The 17,582-nt window shown below is 53.9% G+C and carries 17 protein-coding genes; all 17 read left to right on the top strand.

Annotated features, from left to right (window positions below; all coding sequences use genetic code 11):
- The first annotated feature begins 216 nt into the window (after positions 1 to 216).
- The 17 genes from KA419_07580 (at position 217) to KA419_07500 (ending at position 17,345) form a co-directional block, all read left to right on the top strand.
- A complete protein-coding gene (locus KA419_07580; protein ID MBP7865796.1) occupies positions 217 to 1,371 on the top strand; it encodes a GNAT family N-acetyltransferase in 1,155 nt (384 codons plus the stop codon).
- Positions 1,371 to 2,138, top strand: a complete 768-nt coding sequence (locus KA419_07575; protein ID MBP7865795.1) for a ChbG/HpnK family deacetylase — start codon at positions 1,371 to 1,373, stop codon at positions 2,136 to 2,138. Before KA419_07580 ends, KA419_07575 begins: the two co-directional genes overlap by 1 nt.
- A 197-nt stretch (positions 2,139 to 2,335) precedes the next feature.
- The gene (locus tag KA419_07570; protein ID MBP7865794.1) at positions 2,336 to 3,811 is read left to right on the top strand and encodes a lipopolysaccharide biosynthesis protein; all 1,476 of its coding nucleotides are present in this window, start codon (positions 2,336 to 2,338) and stop codon (positions 3,809 to 3,811) included.
- Positions 3,812 to 3,988: 177 nt separating this feature from the next.
- Entirely contained in the window at positions 3,989 to 5,293 is a 1,305-nt protein-coding gene (locus KA419_07565) for an O-antigen ligase family protein (GenBank protein MBP7865793.1), read from the top strand.
- 58 nt (positions 5,294 to 5,351) lie between these two features.
- A complete protein-coding gene (locus KA419_07560; GenBank protein ID MBP7865792.1) occupies positions 5,352 to 6,632 on the top strand; it encodes a glycosyltransferase family 39 protein in 1,281 nt (426 codons plus the stop codon).
- Positions 6,629 to 7,828 (top strand): DegT/DnrJ/EryC1/StrS family aminotransferase, encoded by a 1,200-nt coding sequence (locus KA419_07555; protein MBP7865791.1) that lies wholly within the window; start codon positions 6,629 to 6,631, stop codon positions 7,826 to 7,828. The genes KA419_07560 and KA419_07555 overlap by 4 nt, the downstream gene beginning before the upstream one ends.
- Entirely contained in the window at positions 7,825 to 8,334 is a 510-nt protein-coding gene (locus KA419_07550) for a GNAT family N-acetyltransferase (GenBank protein ID MBP7865790.1), read from the top strand. Before KA419_07555 ends, KA419_07550 begins: the two co-directional genes overlap by 4 nt.
- Positions 8,335 to 8,446: 112 nt before the next feature.
- Positions 8,447 to 9,517 (top strand): ATP-grasp domain-containing protein, encoded by a 1,071-nt coding sequence (locus KA419_07545; GenBank protein MBP7865789.1) that lies wholly within the window; start codon positions 8,447 to 8,449, stop codon positions 9,515 to 9,517.
- Complete coding sequence (locus tag KA419_07540; protein MBP7865788.1) at positions 9,510 to 10,220, top strand: glycosyltransferase family 2 protein; 711 nt, start codon at positions 9,510 to 9,512, stop codon at positions 10,218 to 10,220. Before KA419_07545 ends, KA419_07540 begins: the two co-directional genes overlap by 8 nt.
- A 149-nt stretch (positions 10,221 to 10,369) precedes the next feature.
- On the top strand, positions 10,370 to 11,071 hold the full coding sequence (locus tag KA419_07535) for a class I SAM-dependent methyltransferase (protein MBP7865787.1): 702 nt from the start codon (positions 10,370 to 10,372) through the stop codon (positions 11,069 to 11,071).
- 4 nt (positions 11,072 to 11,075) lie between these two features.
- Entirely contained in the window at positions 11,076 to 11,465 is a 390-nt protein-coding gene (locus KA419_07530; protein ID MBP7865786.1) for a DUF2304 domain-containing protein, read from the top strand.
- Between the two features lie 60 nt (positions 11,466 to 11,525).
- Positions 11,526 to 11,717 (top strand): hypothetical protein, encoded by a 192-nt coding sequence (locus KA419_07525; GenBank protein ID MBP7865785.1) that lies wholly within the window; start codon positions 11,526 to 11,528, stop codon positions 11,715 to 11,717.
- Between the two features lie 381 nt (positions 11,718 to 12,098).
- Positions 12,099 to 13,271: a glycosyltransferase family 4 protein gene (locus KA419_07520; protein ID MBP7865784.1), complete on the top strand. Its 1,173-nt coding sequence runs from the start codon at positions 12,099 to 12,101 to the stop codon at positions 13,269 to 13,271.
- The gene (locus KA419_07515) at positions 13,268 to 13,987 is read left to right on the top strand and encodes an NTP transferase domain-containing protein (protein MBP7865783.1); all 720 of its coding nucleotides are present in this window, start codon (positions 13,268 to 13,270) and stop codon (positions 13,985 to 13,987) included. The genes KA419_07520 and KA419_07515 overlap by 4 nt, the downstream gene beginning before the upstream one ends.
- Positions 13,984 to 14,916 carry a GDP-mannose 4,6-dehydratase gene (locus KA419_07510; protein MBP7865782.1) on the top strand — a complete coding sequence of 311 codons (933 nt, stop codon included), beginning with the start codon at positions 13,984 to 13,986 and terminating at the stop codon, positions 14,914 to 14,916. The genes KA419_07515 and KA419_07510 overlap by 4 nt, the downstream gene beginning before the upstream one ends.
- Positions 14,913 to 16,100, top strand: a complete 1,188-nt coding sequence (locus KA419_07505) for a glycosyltransferase family 4 protein (protein MBP7865781.1) — start codon at positions 14,913 to 14,915, stop codon at positions 16,098 to 16,100. Before KA419_07510 ends, KA419_07505 begins: the two co-directional genes overlap by 4 nt.
- Before the next feature lie 21 nt (positions 16,101 to 16,121).
- Positions 16,122 to 17,345: a polysaccharide biosynthesis protein gene (locus KA419_07500; protein ID MBP7865780.1), complete on the top strand. Its 1,224-nt coding sequence runs from the start codon at positions 16,122 to 16,124 to the stop codon at positions 17,343 to 17,345.
- Positions 17,346 to 17,582: the final 237 nt, after the last annotated feature.

Below are 17,582 nucleotides of genomic sequence, written 5' to 3'. Positions count from 1 at the left end.
GTTGCCAGTGACTACCTGCGTCTCAATTGGTCCCATGCTCTGTAGTGATGACTCGACCTTGCGACCACTGAGGGCTAGCAACTCATGAGGAGGACCAAACAAGTGACATGCGAACAAAAGCCGCGGGTCTAGATCATCGCATGCACGTGCGGGTTCTATATGAGGTTGGAACCGAAGTGGCGCAGGCCGATCTGAGAGCCGGGAGGTTTTTTCCAGATGGATGTTACTGTCAGGCAAGCTAGCTATGACGATGCAAGGGAGTTGGAAAAATACTACTACTTTGCGTACGGGAAAAGGGCTCGCTATAAATATCCTGAAAGATGGAATTGGCTGTTCAGAGATAATCCTTGGAGTAAAAAAGACAAACCAGATATCTTTGTTGCTGAATCAGTTGATGGCGAGATCGTTGGGCACGTTGCATCTTTTAGCGTTCCTTGCAAAGTATTGGAGAGATCAACTGTTCTTGGATGGGGCTGTGATGCAAAAGTTTCTCCTTCTTTGAGGGGACAAGGCGTAGGCAAAAAACTCTATGAACGGAGGCAGGACTGCAGTCTGTTCGGTAGTTTTAATAGTGCAAAGATATCTACAAAAATAAAACTCAGTCTAGGGGCAATAGTTGGTCCATCGGCACGTTTCTTCGTATATTTCAATAAATTCACTCACAAATATACTTTGGAAAGTCTTAGGTCCAGATCGCTTGAGACAATTCCAAGGTCCTTGCTCAATTGCCTGTTGTTTTTAAGATACTATCGCTTGATTAGTAAATTGCATTGCACCCCAAATAGGTCAGATGTGGCAATAGAAAGCCGCATCGGTGACCCCAAGCCGGCCGATTTCGGAGATCGTGATACCAAGTTATGGACAACGGTTCGGAACAAATACGATTTCGCAATAGAGAGGAACGCAGATTATCTGAATTGGCGATACAGGGAAGAACCTTGGGGAAAGCACTATTGTTGTCGAGCATATGACAATACAGACAATGTTATTGGTATATCGATATTTAGAATCTCTGAGAGACAATCTATCCGCTGTGGGGTGTTGCTGGAATTGTATGCCGTTGATGGCAATGCAGATTTACTGAATGCATTGTTGATCAAGTCAATGCACTTCCTGGCAAAGCAGCGAGTTCACCAGATTCATATTGCATCAAGTGAAAGAGTATTGGCAGAAGTGGTTAAATCAACCGGATTTTGGGAGGTTAATCAGTTTCCGGTTCTTTTGAGTGGTGATGAGTCCATAATCATGAATATCAACTCTGAGTCTAGCGCCATGCTTTCTTTGGGGGATCATGACTGGGATCGGCCACCAGAATTCTATTTATCTATTGACCCCCTTGATTTCGTAAGGAAGCTCAGTCGGGAGAGATGATGGCATTCATAATTAATGCGGACGATTTGGGGCAAAGTCAGACAATAAATCGTGCCATCAGGGAATATGCCGAAAGAAATCTGATCTCATCAGCAACCATTCTCGCGAATGGCCCCTGTTTTGATGAAGTTCGGAGCATTGCCCAAAACTACCCAAACATATCTTTCGGTGTTCATTTGAATATCACCCAGTTCGAAGCATTGACAAGCTTAAATGATTTGAAAGAATACGGTATCGTTGATGGCGGCAATACACTCAAACGGTTTGCGACATGGGGAAATTTTCGTTGGAATAGCAGAATCAGGGCAGCTATCCATGGCGAGTGGGCGGCGCAGATTGAAAGACTGCTAGATAACAAGATTCGAATTTCGCATATCGATGGTCATCAGCACAAACATCTGCTCAAAGAACTCTTTGTCGTTCTGAAACGTCTGCAGATGAAATATCGGATAAGAAGAGTAAGGGTCGTCAGTAGGGGACCTTTGGCGGCCAAGATTGATAAGGCATTTCTGTCGAACCGTATTCACTATTACATGCTCAAGTATATTTATCGCACAAAAACACCGGCTATTTTTAGTACATATTTGGATATGTATAATCTCCTGAAAGGTGGACATAAATTGCCCGCTAATCGTGTAATTGAGCTAATGACCCATCCTGGTGGTACGAGTTTGCCGTATTTTCGGGAAGAAAATGAATTGATGGAGCAATCGAGCATTCCGAAAGTTGTCGCAGGTTTTAAGCTGATATCCTATTGGGATCTATAGGGTATTGATTCGCTTTTTGCTGCGGGGCAGTAACTGCTCCAAACATGACTATATGCGCTGGGCGTGACCGTTGGCCTTTATCGTCTCGGCCGGTCTCTGCCCGAACCTGATTTTCCTCCGGAGTGGTGTACACGTGGGTAGTTGCGGTGTGCCCCTTTGTCTAGACAAAAATCAACCAATTCATCTTCGATAACTTAATGTCAACAGAACGTCTCAAGAGCAAAACAATCAGGGGAATACTCTGGAGTTTTACTGACCGAATTGCTCAACAGGCCGTCGGATTCGTCATTTCGGTGCTCCTGGCCCGATTGCTTCTCCCGGCCGAGTTTGGGTTGATGGCAATGTTGACGGTTTTCATCGCCGTTTCCCAAGTGCTCATCAATGGAGGCTTCGGGGCTGCCCTGATACAGAAGAAAGACGCGTCCTTCCTCGACGAGTGCTCGATCTTCTACTTCAACATCGTGGTCAGCATCCTTTTCACCGCCATCCTGTTCCTTGCTGCGCCGCTCATCGCAGACTTCTTTCGGATGCCGCTCCTCGTGCCGATGACGAGACTGCTGTCACTGAACCTCATCATCAGCGCCTTCGGCCTGATCCAGGTCTCGTTGATGATCAGGCGCATCGACTTCCGGAAACAGATGATCGTCAGCCTCGTTTCGGCGGTCTTCTCGGGCATCGTCGGAGTCACGATGGCCATGCGCGGCTTCGGGGTGTGGAGCCTGGTCTGGCAGGCCCTCCTGGGAAACCTCCTTCGGGTCACTCTGCTCTGGTTGGTTCACAAGTGGCGGCCGGCTTGGAGATTTAGCTTGTACTCCTTGCGCCAAATGTTCAATTTTGGGGCGAAAATGCTCTTCATCGGTCTGATCGACCAGCTTTTCAAGAATATCTACCTCGTGGTGATTGGCAAGGTTTTTTCTCCCGCAGATCTCGGGTTCTACGTCCGCGCCCAGTCCATCCAGCAACTTCCGGGCAAGGACATCGCCATCAGCTCGGATCTGGTTTCTTTCCCGGTGTTCTCCTCGATCCAGGACGATAAGGCCAGGATGAAGAGGGGCCTTCGGCAAGGAATGATGATGCAGGCGTTGCTGAACATCCCCATTATGATCGGTCTCGCTTGTGTCGCAGAATCTTTCGTGCGCGTTCTCTTGACCGACAAATGGCTCCCCTGCGTGCCCTATCTACAGGTTCTTTGTCTTGCGGGGTTGTTCTACCCGTTGAGTGTCATGAACATCAGCGCCCTGAAGGCCCAGGGTAGGTCGGACCTGTTCTTCCGGTTGGAAGTCATCAAGAAAACCCTGGCTCTAATCGTTATCGCCGTCACATTCCGATGGGGAATTATGGCGCTGGTCATCGGGCAAGTGATTATCAATTGGCTCTGCTATTACCTGAATTCATATTATACGGCCCGGTTCCTTGATTATTCGATCAAGGAGCAGATCGTCGATGTACTGCCGACCCTTGGCATCGCCGGCCTGATGGGCGCGGGAGTCTTCTTCATGGGTCTATTTAGTCTCTCCTCGCCGACATTGACGCTTTTGCTGCAGGTAGCTGCTGGAACTACTCTCTTCCTGACGCTTTGCCTGATTTTTCGATTGGCGCCCTTCATGAACTTACTGAGAATGGCCGAGAACCAATGGGCAAAGTTCAAGAAGGTGGATCCGGCCCTTTCGTGAATCGGTAGGGAAACCAGGTTTGCTTCGACTCGGTCGGCATTGAGCGGCGAGCGATGTACATATTGGGTGAGTCACGGAAGCGACTATCTTGCAGAGCGATGGGTACCTTCGAGAGACACGCACCGAGAGCATCGGTTCGGTGGAACGATAACCCACCTCACCGGGAGCAGAATCAGGATGAGAACCAACCAATTAATTTCACATAATATTGGCATTGGAGCCAACAGTAATTCGCATGGCGCAGAGCGGTTGAATCGACCCCCTCACTCACCAGAGGATATACCCAAACCAATACAACCAATCCTGTTCGCTTTTCTGGCCATGGTCTATTTACCTGTCCAGATTGTGGAAATGAACCTCTTCAAGTATATTGGTTTCATTCTGGCGGCAATTGCATTAATTTCAGTGTTGCGCACAAAAAACAGACTATTAGTTCATCCTTTTTCAATAGCTTTATTCGTGATGATCCTTGCTGGAACTCTGGGCACACTGGATAGTGGTCTCGGGGCGATTACAGGAATCATAAAAATGGTAATGAACCTATTGCTGTTTTGGATTATCGCCTATTACATCTCATCTCCAAGAGCGGAGACATTCCTGGTGTTCTCTCTGGCATTTGGAGGACTCCTGACTGTTATCTCTGGTCTGGCCGAAATTGGGAATTTCGAGACTGCGATGAGGTTGTCGGGTTTCATCGGCAATCCAAATGGTTATGGCCAGACCTGTATACAGTCGGCCATATTGGCGATTGGTTTTATAAACTATTTCAGATATAAGCGGCAAAGATTACTTAGTCTGATTATCCTGATGCTATGCGGAATCGGCCTCCTTTTTTCTCAATCTCGCGGTGCCACGGTAGCCATGCTCTCCGTCCTTTTCGGTCTTCTTATATTGAAACACACGCGTAATTGGGGCCTGGTGTTAGCCGCAGGAGTGATGATTGCTGCCAGTGTTATAATTCCGGCAAAGCTAATAGACAGATGGGAAACAGCATTCTCTACTCAGAAAGGAGGGAGAGAATCAGGGATAGAAATGCGCCTCGACCTAGTGAATAGAGGTTGGCGTATTTTTGAAGAACATCCTTTAATAGGTGTTGGCTTTAACAATACTCGCTACGAGATGTTGAGGGACGACCCAAATAAATCGAAAGTAACACATAATTTTTTTGTAGAAGGCCTCTCGGAAACCGGAATCATCGGTATGGCGGGATTTCTTTTCATCCTGTTTAGAACCGGTTGGGCATTTTTTACCAGAGCAAGACAGAAGACTCTAACACGTGACTTCTTGGGCATAACTTTTTACCTATTATTAATCTCCGTTTGCATCGGCCAACTATCCAGCGGGAATTATCTTCATCCGATTTGGTATATATTATTTGGAATTGGCGCCAACGTTTCGAGAAGGACAAACAAGAATACGCAAATAGCGATAAATTATCTGGGAAATGGTTATGTTGTTTCAAGAAGGACTTCGACCGCTTAAAATCAAAACCCTTTCCGCTGAAAAATCCAAAAGCTATCAAACGAAGCTGGATTGATAAATGAAAAAGAACATCTATAGCTCACCGTTGATTTGGGCATTGATCTTTTTAGGCCTGATCCTGCGCACAGGTTATGTGCTGACACTTCCCAACGAAAAACTCATGCCGGATGAAAGAGACTATGTTCAATCGGCCATAAATCTTTTGAACGAAGGCTCCTTCGACAGGACAGTATATTACCATGTTCCACCCGGTGTTCCGGTTCTCTTTGCAGGTCTGTTTGCAATAACAGGGCCCGATTACAGGGCGGCAAGGCTCTTTCAGGCTCTGCTCTTCATCCCTCTGGGTTTTATTCTCTTTTCTCTTGGCCGTGAACTGGCAGGGTCAGCCGCCGGGTTTCTGACCCTCGTCGGAGGTGCCATCTACCCATCCTTCATCTTTTTTACAGGCTATGCGCTGACCGAGACCGCTACCACCTTGGCCATCACAGCTCTGGTGCTGACGGCGATTCAGGCTGTGCGATTGCCGGGATGGCGGCCTGCCGTATTGTTCGGAGCAATCCTGGTGGCAGGGGCCCTAACCCGAGCCTCGATTTTTTATTTTGTCCTGTCTGTCCCCTTCATCTTCATCCTGGGAAGAGGTATTCGACTTAGGGCCTGGCTGAAACCGGTATTAGTGACCTTGGCAGTTTTCATTGCCCTTTACACCCCCTGGGTGCTGGTTAACCGGTACTACTTCGGGGAAGTGATCCTTGCCCCCACCATCGGGGGAGGCGTGATGCTCTACCAGACTGCCCTCAGGCTCACTATACCAGATGAAAAGGAACGTAGCGCTTTTCTCAAGCATGAGATACTGCCAAAGTACTATTACCCGGCAGGAGCCGGACACCCTGAGCGTCTGGCTGGAGACCGTTTCCTGACCACAGAGGGAAAACGGCTTATCCTCGAGAACATCAACCAGTATCCGGCCGTGATCTGGCATAACATCAAGTGTTTTTGGCAGTTGTACCCAGAGAATTCGGAAGACAACCGAAAAGCCAGGTTCTATTTTATCGTCGGTCTCGGTTCATTCGGCCTCATTCTGCCTCTGGCCATCGTTGGCGCATGGGGAATCCGCAAAGAGTTCCGGAAATTCGCCGCCCTCTACGGTTTCATCGCATACTTTACCATCCTGCATGCATTACTTTACGGAAAACTCCGCTACCGGGTGCCCATGGACGGATTACTCATTGCCCTGGCAGCCTGCGGGGTCATCTTCCTCCTATCACGCTTCAGGCCCACGTGGCAAAAAGCAGTTGAACGTCTGATATCCTATCCTGAACTCAAGGAGAATTCCCCATGAGCGAACGCTTGGCGTTAGAAGGCGGCACCCCGGTCCGCGAATCCTTCCTGCCCTTTGCCCTGCCCTCCATTGGGGAGGAGGAGATCGCCGAGGTGGTGGATACCCTCCGCTCCGGTTGGCTCACCGTGGGCCCCAAGACCCGACGCTTCGAGGAGGCCTTCGCCGAATACGTCGGAGCATCCTATGCCGTTGGGGTCAATTCCTGTACCGCTGCTCTCCATCTTTGCCTTCTGGGTTACGGGATCGGACCGGGGGACGAGGTTATCACCAGCCCGCTTACTTTCGCAGCAACCGGCAATACCGTGATGATGGTGGGAGCTCGACCCATCTTCGTGGACATCGAAGAATCGACCTACAACCTCGACCCTTCCCGGATCGAAGATGCCATCACCAAGAAAACTCGGGCGATCATCCCCGTCCATATCGGGGGATTGCCTACGGATATGGAACCCATCCTCAAACTGGCAGAGCGGTACAACCTTCGTGTCATCGAGGATGCTGCCCACGCCGCGGGCGCCCGTTACGGTCAGGAGCGGATCGGCAATGTCTCCGACGCCACCTGCTTCAGTTTTTATGCCACCAAGACCATCACCACCGGGGAAGGCGGTATGATCACGACCCGGAGCGAGGAATTCGCCAACCGCACCCGGATGCTTTCACTTCATGGGCTATCGCGTAACGCATGGCTGCGATATTCGAAGATGGGATCCTGGTATTACGAGATTGTCGATCTGGGTTACAAGTACAACATGACCGATGTTCAAGCGGCAATTGGCCTTTGCCAGATCAAGAAGATCGAATCTTTCACCCGTCGCCGGAGGGAAATAGCACAGCGGTATGACCAAGAATTCAAAAGCAAGAGCGAATTGATTCTGCCGCCCAGAGACAATTCAAATTCCGAGCACATTTATCATCTTTACACTATCCGTCTGTCACCAGATTGCAGGAGACTCTCCCGAGACCACTTCATCGAGGCGCTGCGGGCAGAGAACATCGGCACCAGCGTCCACTTCATTCCTTTGCATCTGCATCCCTTGTACCGCAAGGAATTCGGTCTCCGCGCCGGAGCCTATCCCAAGGCGGAAGCGGTTTTCAATAGCATCATTTCCCTGCCCATCTATCCTACGATGACCGACGCGGATGTTCATGACGTAATCCATGCGGTGGAAAAAATCATTGCGGGTTCAGTTCTATGACATCCTCTCAATTCATACTGAGAGAGTATACCCAAGCGGATCACGAGCACACCTTCCGCTGGTTGCAGCAGATTGAACTCCGGCGTTACCTGGGAACCCGATCTGCTCCGACAGAGGCATCCCATGTCGACTGGTTTGCACGGATGCGAAGCAGAACGGATGTGCGACTGTTCGCTGTCGACTTCAAGACTATACATGTCGGTAATCTCTACCTGGTTGATGTTGATACAGGCGACAGCCGGGCTGAAGTTCAGCTCTTCATCGGAGAAGCCAAACTCAGAGGGCAAGGTATCGGAACTTGCACGCTCCGGCTGATTCAGGAGGAGGCTTTTAAAAAGATGAACCTTCACCGCCTTTATGCCTATGTTTTCGACTTCAACCACCGTGCCCTCAAGTGTTTTCTGGAGTCCGGATTCGTTCGGGAAGGCTTTCTCCGGGACCATAGACATACGGAGAATGGATTTGTGGGAGTTCATATCCTGGGAAGGTTGAGACACGATGGCTAGAATCCTCGTGGTCGGGGCAGGCCCCCTGCAGGTTCCGCTCATCCGTGCTGCCCGCGAGCGTAAGCATCGGGTCATTGTCGTGGACCAGGACGCTAGAGCGGCAGGCCGCCCAATGGCCGATATCTTCGAGACCGTAAGCACCATGGATGCCGAAGGGCTTGTTCGGGTCGGTCGCTTGCATGCGGTGGAAGCCATCGTCACGATGGCCACCGATCAACCTCTCAATGCCATCGCTCACGCCAACAAGGAACTGGGACTTCCTGGAATATCGCCTGAAACTGCAAGGATATGCACTCGAAAGGATCTTCAGCGCAGGGCATTGTCCGCCAAAGAAATACCCTCCCCTCTATCCATTGCGACTCAGACCGAAGCAGAAGCCCTCTCCGCTTTTGAAGCTCTGCATGGGCCAGTTGTCTTAAAGCCCGTAGATTCTTCAGGCAGCCGTGGAGTTTCACTGGTGTCAGAACCAGACCGGATACGCCAGGCCTTCCATCATGCAAGGTCCTTCTCCCGCATCGGGAAGGTGGTCGTTGAACAATTCGTGCAAGGTCCTGAGTTCAGTGTGGAAACCCTGTCGCATCAGGGTGAGCTCTCGGTAGTCCAGATTACGGCAAAAAAAACCTCCGGGCCTCCCCATTTCGTGGAAACTGGGCACACTCAACCAGCCAGGCTCGGGAACGAGGTCCGGTATGCCATTGAAACCCTCACCCGCCAGGCTGCCCTTGCCCTCGGTATACTGGAGGGGCCCACTCATACCGAGATTATCCTCACAGAAGGCGGTCCCGTAATCGTCGAAGTCGGAGCCCGCCTCGGAGGAGATTTCATCACATCGGACCTGGTACCCCTCTCAACAGGCGTGGACCTGGTCGGTCTGGTTCTGGAGAGCGCTCTCGGGTGTGTTTGTAAAATGAAACCTTCATGGGAGCGTGGAGCAGCCATTAGCTATTTCCAACCGGGCACCGGATATCTTGTCGGCGTTCAGAACCTGAGAGAAGCAGCGGCTCTCCCCGGAGTCGTCAGGCTGGAACTCTATGCCACGGAGGGCCAGATGCTCCGCCCCTTGACCGGGAGCCATGAACGGGCTGGTTTTGTGATCACCCAAGGGGATACCGCCGAGGAAGCTGAGCATGCCGCCGAAAATGTTCTTTCCACACTGCATTTCGAGGTTATACCCCATGCGTGAGTCGGAGATTCTGGTCCTGGTTCCGGCCTTCAACGAGGCAAACAACCTGCCACTGGTCTTGAAGGAAATTCAAAACTGCGAAGAAAAAGTGGATATCCTGGTGATCAACGATGGTTCTACCGATGGCACCGAAGAGGTTGCACGCCGGATGGGGGCAAGGGTCATCAGCCTCCCGGTAAATGCCGGAATGTTCTGTGCGCTTCAAGCGGGTTTCAAGTATGCCCATCGCAACGGATATTCCGTTACTCTGCAAGTTGATGCGGATGGTCAGCATGACCCTGCCTCCATCCCGGACCTTGTTCGTCCCTTGCGTGAAAATCGCGCAGATATAGTTATAGGCTCTCGATTCCTGGGCCGGACCGACTATCGCATGCCAATTGCCCGGGCAGTGGGTACACGGGTCTTCGGTTGGATCACTTCCCTGATTGTCGGGCAACGGATTTCCGACACCACGTGCGGGTTCCGATCTTACAACCGCGAAGCTATAGCTTTATACGCAAAGGACCAGAGCTTTGAGTATCGGGATGCCATCGGGTTGGTCATGCTTCATTTAAAAAGATTTAAGTTAGTCGAAGTCCCCATCGTCATCCGGCCCCGTCGGAGCGGTCGCAGTTCAATCAATTGGGGAATGACCTTCATCTACCCCTTTCACTATCTCCTGGCCTTGATCGCGCTGCTGCTGAGAAAACCGGAAGATCGATGATATCCATGGCCACTACCGGTCATTTGCCGTCCTGCATACTCTGCGGTCCAGATCAGGTCAAAGAATGGACCGTAAAGAATCGAATTAATCTGTATCGATGCATTCGTTGTGGTTCCCATTTCGTTGATCGAAAACAGATTCCTGATCGAATGGATCAGTACTACGAAGAATCCTATTACCGAAACGAAAAGGGAGTTGCTTATCTTGATTATGAGGCTGAACACGCAAACATCCTTCGCAACGCCTTCCGGTTGATCCGATGGATAGAGCAGCACGCCAATCCCGGCACTCTGGTCGAGGTAGGATCCGCCATGGGTTTCTTTCTGGAGGCGGCACTCCGATCGGGATGGAATGCAACGGGCTTCGAGATTTCAGAGTATGCCTCAATCTTGGCAAAAGAAAAGTATGGATTGCCCGTTCGGTTCGCTGATATTCTTCGGGACGAACCTGGAATCAAACCTGCGTCGGTGGATGCATTCGTCGCCCTCGACACCATCGAACACCTCACGGATCCTTTGAGACTTCTCGAGATTGCACACCAACTACTTCGAAATGGCGGATTATTACTGATTTCAACAGGGAATGCTTCAAGTTGGCATGCCAGAATCGCCGGGACACGTTGGCGACTCGTTTCCCCCCCAGAACACCTTTTCGGTTTCTCCAAGAGAGCTTTGGTGGATCTCCTGAGAAACAGCAGGTTTTCAACCATAAAAATTCGATACTTTTCAAAGCTATACTCTCTGGCCTTCCCTGCAGCTTGTTTTTCCATCCCCCTCCCCCGTCGGATGAAAAAATGGGCAATACCTATTAATGCATTCGATGTCATGCATATACTTGCCCGCAAGGATTGACAACATGCCCATCCAAACCAAGATTTTGGCGATTGCCTGCTGCCTCGCTCTCGCTTTATGTGTCGTAGAACTGGTTCGGAAGAAATCAATGCGAGAAGAGTATTCGTTGCTCTGGCTAGTATCAACAATTGTTTTAGCCATTCTGATTTTTTTCGATGGTTTCACGCTAAAACTGGTCCGTTGGCTGGGCGGGATTAACCCGGCTTCTCTCTATTTTTTTGCCGGCGTTTTCTTCTCCATACTCTTACTGCTTCATCTGACCGTCAGGATCTCCGAGTTGAAGAGAAAGCAAAATGTACTTCTTCAGGAGGCTGCCTTGTTGAGGGAGCGGATAGAAAATCTCGAAAGATCTTCTGTCGACACTGTAAAGCAAGATAACGGCAGTCAGACCTGATGCTCCAAGTAATGCAATATTCTCGATTGTCTGTTCGAGAGTTACAAATGAGTCGCGACATTGTTTATCGAATTTTTACTTCTTCTCTATCAGGCAAAGGATCTGCATAATGAAAATGGCTACGAATACGCTGCTGATGGTTCTTGCATTGAATGTGTTGTTAGCCGGCGGGCAGATCCTTCTCAAGCAGGCTATAACGGCAACAACGCCCGGGGCTGGGATGGCAAGCCTTGTCAGAGCTTTTTTGGTTGATTGGCGAGCCTGGACAGCGGTGGCTTGCACAGGTTCCGTGGTTGTCCTCTGGTTGAAGGTTCTTGCTGGGGCACCGCTGAGCATTGTATACCCGATGATCAGTATTTCATATGCATTCGGTCTGTTGGGGGCGTGGCTCTTATTGGGGGAGGACGTCTCACTGTCAAGGTGGGTTGGCGTGCTTCTCATCTGTGCGGGTTGCTGGCTCATTGGGGCAAAATAATGGCTTTTCAGAAACATGTTGATTGGCATTTTTCCGCATTGGAGAGCAGTCTATGATCAAGGAAACCGGCGCTAAGTGACGGATTTTTGCAAAAAGAAACCCGAACTGGCTGAGTCGGATGGGATAAGGCAACCTCTTTTTATCCCGGGATCCAACAGATGAGAATCGCCTGCCTGATCGAAAGCCTTGGATCCGGCGGTGCCGAGCGGCAGATGTCCGAACTGGCCGCCGGCTTGCGGGAGAAAGGCCACCCGGTCGCACTCTGTTACTATCACGGGCAGGAGTCGGTCAGCGACTTTTACGAGACACGGCTGAAGCGGAGCGGGGTGACTGTCGAAAGGCTTGGTGTAACGGGGAAGCTCGGCCGGATCCGGGGAGCCCGGTCCTGGTTGAATCGGGTAAAGCCCGACGTCGTGCAAGCCTACCTTCCTGGCTCCAACGCGATCGCTGTGCTGAGCGGGCTCGGGGGAAGACAGTGGAAGGTCGTCGTCTCGGAGCGGATCGACCCGGATTATGGCAGAAGAGGGAACCTCCGGGCCAAGGCGATCACCCGTTTGTACCGGGGCGCGGACTGGATCGTGGCGAATTCCCATTCCATTCTCGAGGCGCTGGTGACGTACATGCCGGCCTATCGGAAGAAGGCTTCCGTGATCTGGAACTGCGTCGACTTGGACCGGTTCCGACCCCGGGAAAACCCCAAGGAGCCGGCACGGTTCCGGTTCGTCTGCGTCGCGTCCATGAATACCCGCAAGAATTCCCGCCGGCTGGCAGAAGCCTTGGCCCTGCTCAAGCATCGATCGCCCCAACCGTTCGATCTGCGGTGGGTGGGCCGGTACAACGACCAGATTCCCGACCAGCGGAACAACATGGCGGAAACGCGGGAAATCATCGAGCGGTCCGGGCTCGGCGGGGAGTTCACTTTCGCCGGGGAGATCGAGAACGTGGAATCCGAATACCGCCAGGCCGACGCGGCGGTCCTCGTCTCCACCCGGGAAGGGCTCCCGAACACGGTCTGCGAGGGCATGGCCAGCGGGTTGCCGATCGTGGCCGGTGCGGTCGCCGACATTCCCCGGATCGTCCAGGACGGTGAAAACGGGTTCCTTTGCGACCCCTGGAATGTCTCAGACATCGCCCGGGCCCTGGAACGGTGCCTGGCCCTCTCGCCGGAAGAACGGGCTCGGTTCGGGAAGGCCTCGCGGCGTTTTGCTGAAGAACAGTTCGGAAGGAGCGGGTTCATCCGGAATTACGAGTCGCTTTACCGCTCGTTGTTCGACGGGCGATCCGACAGTTCCATGGGACGAACCAGTCTCACGGGAGGATTCACGACATGATGGCGGTCCTGTTGGCGGGGGGCAAGGGCACCCGGCTCAAACCCTTCACGGTCACGATCCCCAAGCCGCTGCTCCCCCTGGACGACGTCCCGATCCTGGAAATCGTCATCCGGCAATTGGCGGCGGCGGGATTCGACCGGATCGTGCTCTCGCTCGGCCACATGCACCACCTGTTCGCTGCGATTTTCGGCGACGGGCGGCGGCTCGGGGTGAAGATCGAATTCAGCATCGAGGACGAACCCCTGGGGACGGCCGGCCCGCTCAAGCTGATCACCGATTGCGAGGACGATTTCCTGGTCATGAACGGCGACATCCTCACCACCCTGGACTATCGCCGACTGTTCGAGTTCCATCGGAGCGAGAACGCCTGGGCGACCCTCGCCGTGCACGCGAGGGACGTCCAGATCGATTACGGTGTCGTCGAGGTCGCCCCGAACGGCGTCCTGTATAAGTACATCGAAAAACCCAGGCTGTCCTATTCCGTCAGCATGGGCATCAACATCTTGTCGCGCCCGGCCCTCGACTTCATCCCTCCTGGACGAAAGTTCGACATCCCCGACCTGATGTTGGCCTTGAAAGACGCCGGGAAGACAGTCTTTTGTTACGAGACCACCTGCTACTGGCAGGATATCGGCCGTTTCGACGACTTCCAGAAAGCGAACGATGACTTTGTGACCGATCGGGCAAAGTTTCTTCCCGAGCCCAGGCATTCATGAAAACAGCCCTCGTAACCGGTGTCAACGGTTTCAGCGCGTCACACCTGGTAAAGCGCCTGCAAGCTGACGCCGTCCGGGTGATCGGCCTGGACGTCCAGGCGCATCTTCAGGCTGTTCTGCCCGACATGGAATATCACCGCGTCGACGTGGGTGATTTCGAGGCGCTTTCCCGGACGATTCGCAGAATCAGGCCCGACGGCATCTTCCACTTGGCCGCGATCGGCGACGGCCCGTTCCAGGACGTCTTCCGGACAAACGCGCTGGGGACGATCCACCTCCTCGAATCGGTTCTCGCCGCCGGGATCGATGCCAGGATCCTCCTGGTCGGTTCGGCGGCCGAATACGGCCGGGTCGGCGGATTCGACCTGCCGGTAACGGAAGAGACCGCCTGCCGTCCGGTCACGCCTTACGGCCTGAGCAAGCACTTCGCCACCCTCGCAGGTCAGAGCTATTTCCGCCGCTATGGCCTGAAGGTCGTGATTGCCCGAGTCTTCAACCTGGTCGGCGCCGGAATCCCCAAATCGCTCGTCGTGGGGGCGCTCCTGGCGCGGGCCCGGTCGGCCCTGCGCGACAGCGCCCCGCCCGTGGTCAAGGCCGGAAACATCAACAGTCGCAGGGATTTCGTTTCGGTTACCGACGCCGTGGAGGTTTACCTGCAGATGGCGGGCGGGGAGTTCTGGGGGGAAATCTTCAATATCTGCTCAGGCCGGGACTGGAGCATTGACGAGGTCGTGGGGATGTTGTTTGCCCACTCGCCCCGCCCGATCGACCTCGAGGTGGACCCGGCCCTGGTCCGCGCTTCCGAGGTCGACACTATCTATGGCTGCAACGACAAGGCCAGGCGGTTGCTTGGGTTTGAAATCCGGACCACCCTGGAGGAGGCGCTCAGGGCCGCCTGGGAGCATGAGTTCGGCGGGGGTGGTCAATGAACGTGGCCGTCCTGATGTCAGGGGACTCCCCCTGGTCCCGGCAGGTCGTACGCGGGATCGCCGAAAACGGGCATCGGGTCACCACGGTCGAGGTTCCGGATCATCCCCTCTCGGGCATTGCCCCTTCGGACCGGCTGCAGGAATCCGGTGAGGATCCTGGTGACGGTACTATTCAGAGACGCTCTGTACGGTTTGGGCGCCGTTCCATCAAAGGGCCCGGGATCCTCCGGCTTGCCCTGACGCTGCGGGAAACCGTCCGGAAAAGCGGATCGGAGCATCTCCTGACTCTGTACGGAGGCAGTTTCGCCCTGGCCGCCTGGTTGAGCCGGGTCCGACCCTTTGCCGTCTACGTCGTGGGCAGTGACGTCCTGTTCATGCGCGGATTCCGTCGGGTCTTGACGCGGGTTGCGTTGAATGCCGCCCGGGCGGTGTTCGTCAACGGAGAGTACCTGGCCCGAAAAACTCGGGAACTGGCCCCGCGGGCCCCGGTCATCCCCCTGTTGATGGGCATCGACACCGACCGATTCTCGCCGGTGGGAAAGCCGCCTCACCCTGTCCGGATCGTCTGCACCCGGGCCTTCAAGCCCGTTTACGACAACGAACGGCTGATCGATGCCCTCCGTCTCCTGGAAGAGTGGGACGGAGATTACACGGTGACCTTTACCTCCGCCGGCCCCCTCCTGGAACGCGCTCGGTCAGCAGCCCGGGAGCGTTTGTCGCCCGAAATGCTGGACCGTGTGGAATTTCTCGGTGGGGTCTCCGACGACCTCCTGCTGGATACCGTTCGGAAATCCCATATCTATGTTTCCATGTCCCTCTCCGATGGCACATCGACCTCGCTGCTGGAAGCTCTGTCCTGCGGCGTTTTCCCGGTCGTGTCGGACATTCCCCAGAACCGTGAGTGGATCGACCCGTCGATCGGCAACGGGCTCCTGTTTCCCCTTCGGGACACGGAAGCCTTGGCAGAGGCGCTACGTCAATCCATCTCCAACCCGGTGATGCGGGAACGGGCCGCCGGCCCGAACCGGGCCAGCGTCGTCGAGCGGGGATGCAACCGAAAGAAAATGAAACAGTTGTCTGAGATCCTGTTCTCCGGTGAGTTCCCGGATTACCCCCGCCGGAGTACCGAAGAGCATGACCTTCTGGCCAAGGACGGATCAAGCAGACGATCTCCAGGATGTTAAAAAGTATGGCAAGGAATCATCATGCGGATTGATGACGAAATCGCTTCGATCGCCACGGGCCGGGACTTCGATCTCTTCAGCCCTGACATCGCCGCGCGCAGAGAAGAGATCGCCGGCTGCGTCGAGGGGAGGCGGTTCCTTTTCATCGGAGGGGCCGGGAGCATTGGCTCGGCCACCCTCCGCGCCCTGCTGGACTTCGTTCCCGCCGCCGTTCACGTCGTCGACCAGAACGAAAACAGCCTGGCCGAACTGGTGCGCGACCTGCGGAGCAGCCCCCGGGGATTGAATGTTCCCGATTTCCGATGCCTGCCCCTCGACTTCGGCTCCCCGATCATGCACCGGTTCTTGCTGGAGCAGCCTCCCTACGACGCTATCCTGAATTTCGCCGCCATCAAGCACGTCCGCTCGGAAAAGGACACCTGTTCCCTCCTTCAGATGTGGGACACCAACGTCCTCAAGAACGCCCGACTGCTGCGCTGGCTCAACGGGCCCCTCGCCCCCGCCCGTTTCTTCAGCGTGTCCACCGACAAGGCCGCCAACCCCGTCAACCTGATGGGCGCCAGCAAGCGGCTCATGGAGGACGTCATCTTCGCTTCGTTGTGGACAAAGCCGCCCGGCCCCCGGGTTACCTCCGCCCGGTTTGCCAACGTCGCGTTCTCGGAGGGGAGTCTTCTGCAGAGTTTCCAGAAACGTCTGGAAAAACGGCAGCCCCTCGCCGTTCCAAAGGGCACCCGCCGGTATTTCATCTCGCTGCGAGAAGCCGGTCAGATCTGTCTCCTGGCCCTGGTTTGTGCCCCGCCCGGGCACCTACTCATCCCGCGGCTCGACCCCGAGAGCGACCTGCGTGAACTGGAGGCCATCGCGGTTGCGTTTCTCCGCCAACACGGCTGGGAGCCGAAGGTTTACGAGAATGAATTGTCAGCCCGAACCAATGTCGAGAATGATACGGGAGCCGGCAAGTACCCGCTCCTGCTCACCCCGCTGGACACCTGCGGCGAGAAGGCTTTCGAGGAATTCGTCGGCGAGGGGGAATCCGCCGTCGAGGTCAGGCTGCCGAACCTGGTCGGGATCGAGGCGCGACCGGGGCCTTCGGGAGTACTTGAGAGGTTCCTCAAACGGATCGAGTCGATCATCGAGGACAACGCGTCGCCCGCCGGGAAGGAATGGCTAAAAAGAGAGATGCGGTCCCTGATGCCGACCTTTCGGCACAAAGACACCCCCAACAGCCTCGATGACCGAATGTGAGTTTCGGCATGAAACTCTATCACATTCTCTTCGGCAAGGTCGTGAACATCAATTCGATCATCGTCCGGTATTTTCCACGTATTACAGGGAGATGTCGACCGGAAAAGACGGCCATATCTTCCACATTTTCCAGAACAAGGCGGATTTGAGCCACGAGGAATCGAAGTTCTTCGAGGGCCTGACGGTAGATGCTAACCGGTTATCCTTCGTGGTACCCTGCCGGGCCAATATTATTTA

Source organism: Acidobacteriota bacterium (assembly GCA_018001935.1).
Lineage (GTDB): Bacteria > Acidobacteriota > JAAYUB01 > JAAYUB01 > JAAYUB01 > JAGNHB01.
Note: the sequence above shows the minus strand (reverse complement) of the source record. Positions and strands in the feature narration are given on the sequence as shown.

Coding starts and splice junctions, on each gene's coding strand:
- KA419_07580 (MBP7865796.1), top strand. CDS start 217: ATGGATGTTACTGTCAGGCAAGCTAGCTATGACGATGCAAGGGAGTTG.
- KA419_07575 (MBP7865795.1), top strand. CDS start 1,371: ATGGCATTCATAATTAATGCGGACGATTTGGGGCAAAGTCAGACAATA.
- KA419_07570 (MBP7865794.1), top strand. CDS start 2,336: ATGTCAACAGAACGTCTCAAGAGCAAAACAATCAGGGGAATACTCTGG.
- KA419_07565 (MBP7865793.1), top strand. CDS start 3,989: ATGAGAACCAACCAATTAATTTCACATAATATTGGCATTGGAGCCAAC.
- KA419_07560 (MBP7865792.1), top strand. CDS start 5,352: ATGAAAAAGAACATCTATAGCTCACCGTTGATTTGGGCATTGATCTTT.
- KA419_07555 (MBP7865791.1), top strand. CDS start 6,629: ATGAGCGAACGCTTGGCGTTAGAAGGCGGCACCCCGGTCCGCGAATCC.
- KA419_07550 (MBP7865790.1), top strand. CDS start 7,825: ATGACATCCTCTCAATTCATACTGAGAGAGTATACCCAAGCGGATCAC.
- KA419_07545 (MBP7865789.1), top strand. CDS start 8,447: ATGGCCGATATCTTCGAGACCGTAAGCACCATGGATGCCGAAGGGCTT.
- KA419_07540 (MBP7865788.1), top strand. CDS start 9,510: ATGCGTGAGTCGGAGATTCTGGTCCTGGTTCCGGCCTTCAACGAGGCA.
- KA419_07535 (MBP7865787.1), top strand. CDS start 10,370: ATGGATCAGTACTACGAAGAATCCTATTACCGAAACGAAAAGGGAGTT.
- KA419_07530 (MBP7865786.1), top strand. CDS start 11,076: ATGCCCATCCAAACCAAGATTTTGGCGATTGCCTGCTGCCTCGCTCTC.
- KA419_07520 (MBP7865784.1), top strand. CDS start 12,099: ATGAGAATCGCCTGCCTGATCGAAAGCCTTGGATCCGGCGGTGCCGAG.
- KA419_07515 (MBP7865783.1), top strand. CDS start 13,268: ATGATGGCGGTCCTGTTGGCGGGGGGCAAGGGCACCCGGCTCAAACCC.
- KA419_07510 (MBP7865782.1), top strand. CDS start 13,984: ATGAAAACAGCCCTCGTAACCGGTGTCAACGGTTTCAGCGCGTCACAC.
- KA419_07505 (MBP7865781.1), top strand. CDS start 14,913: ATGAACGTGGCCGTCCTGATGTCAGGGGACTCCCCCTGGTCCCGGCAG.
- KA419_07500 (MBP7865780.1), top strand. CDS start 16,122: ATGCGGATTGATGACGAAATCGCTTCGATCGCCACGGGCCGGGACTTC.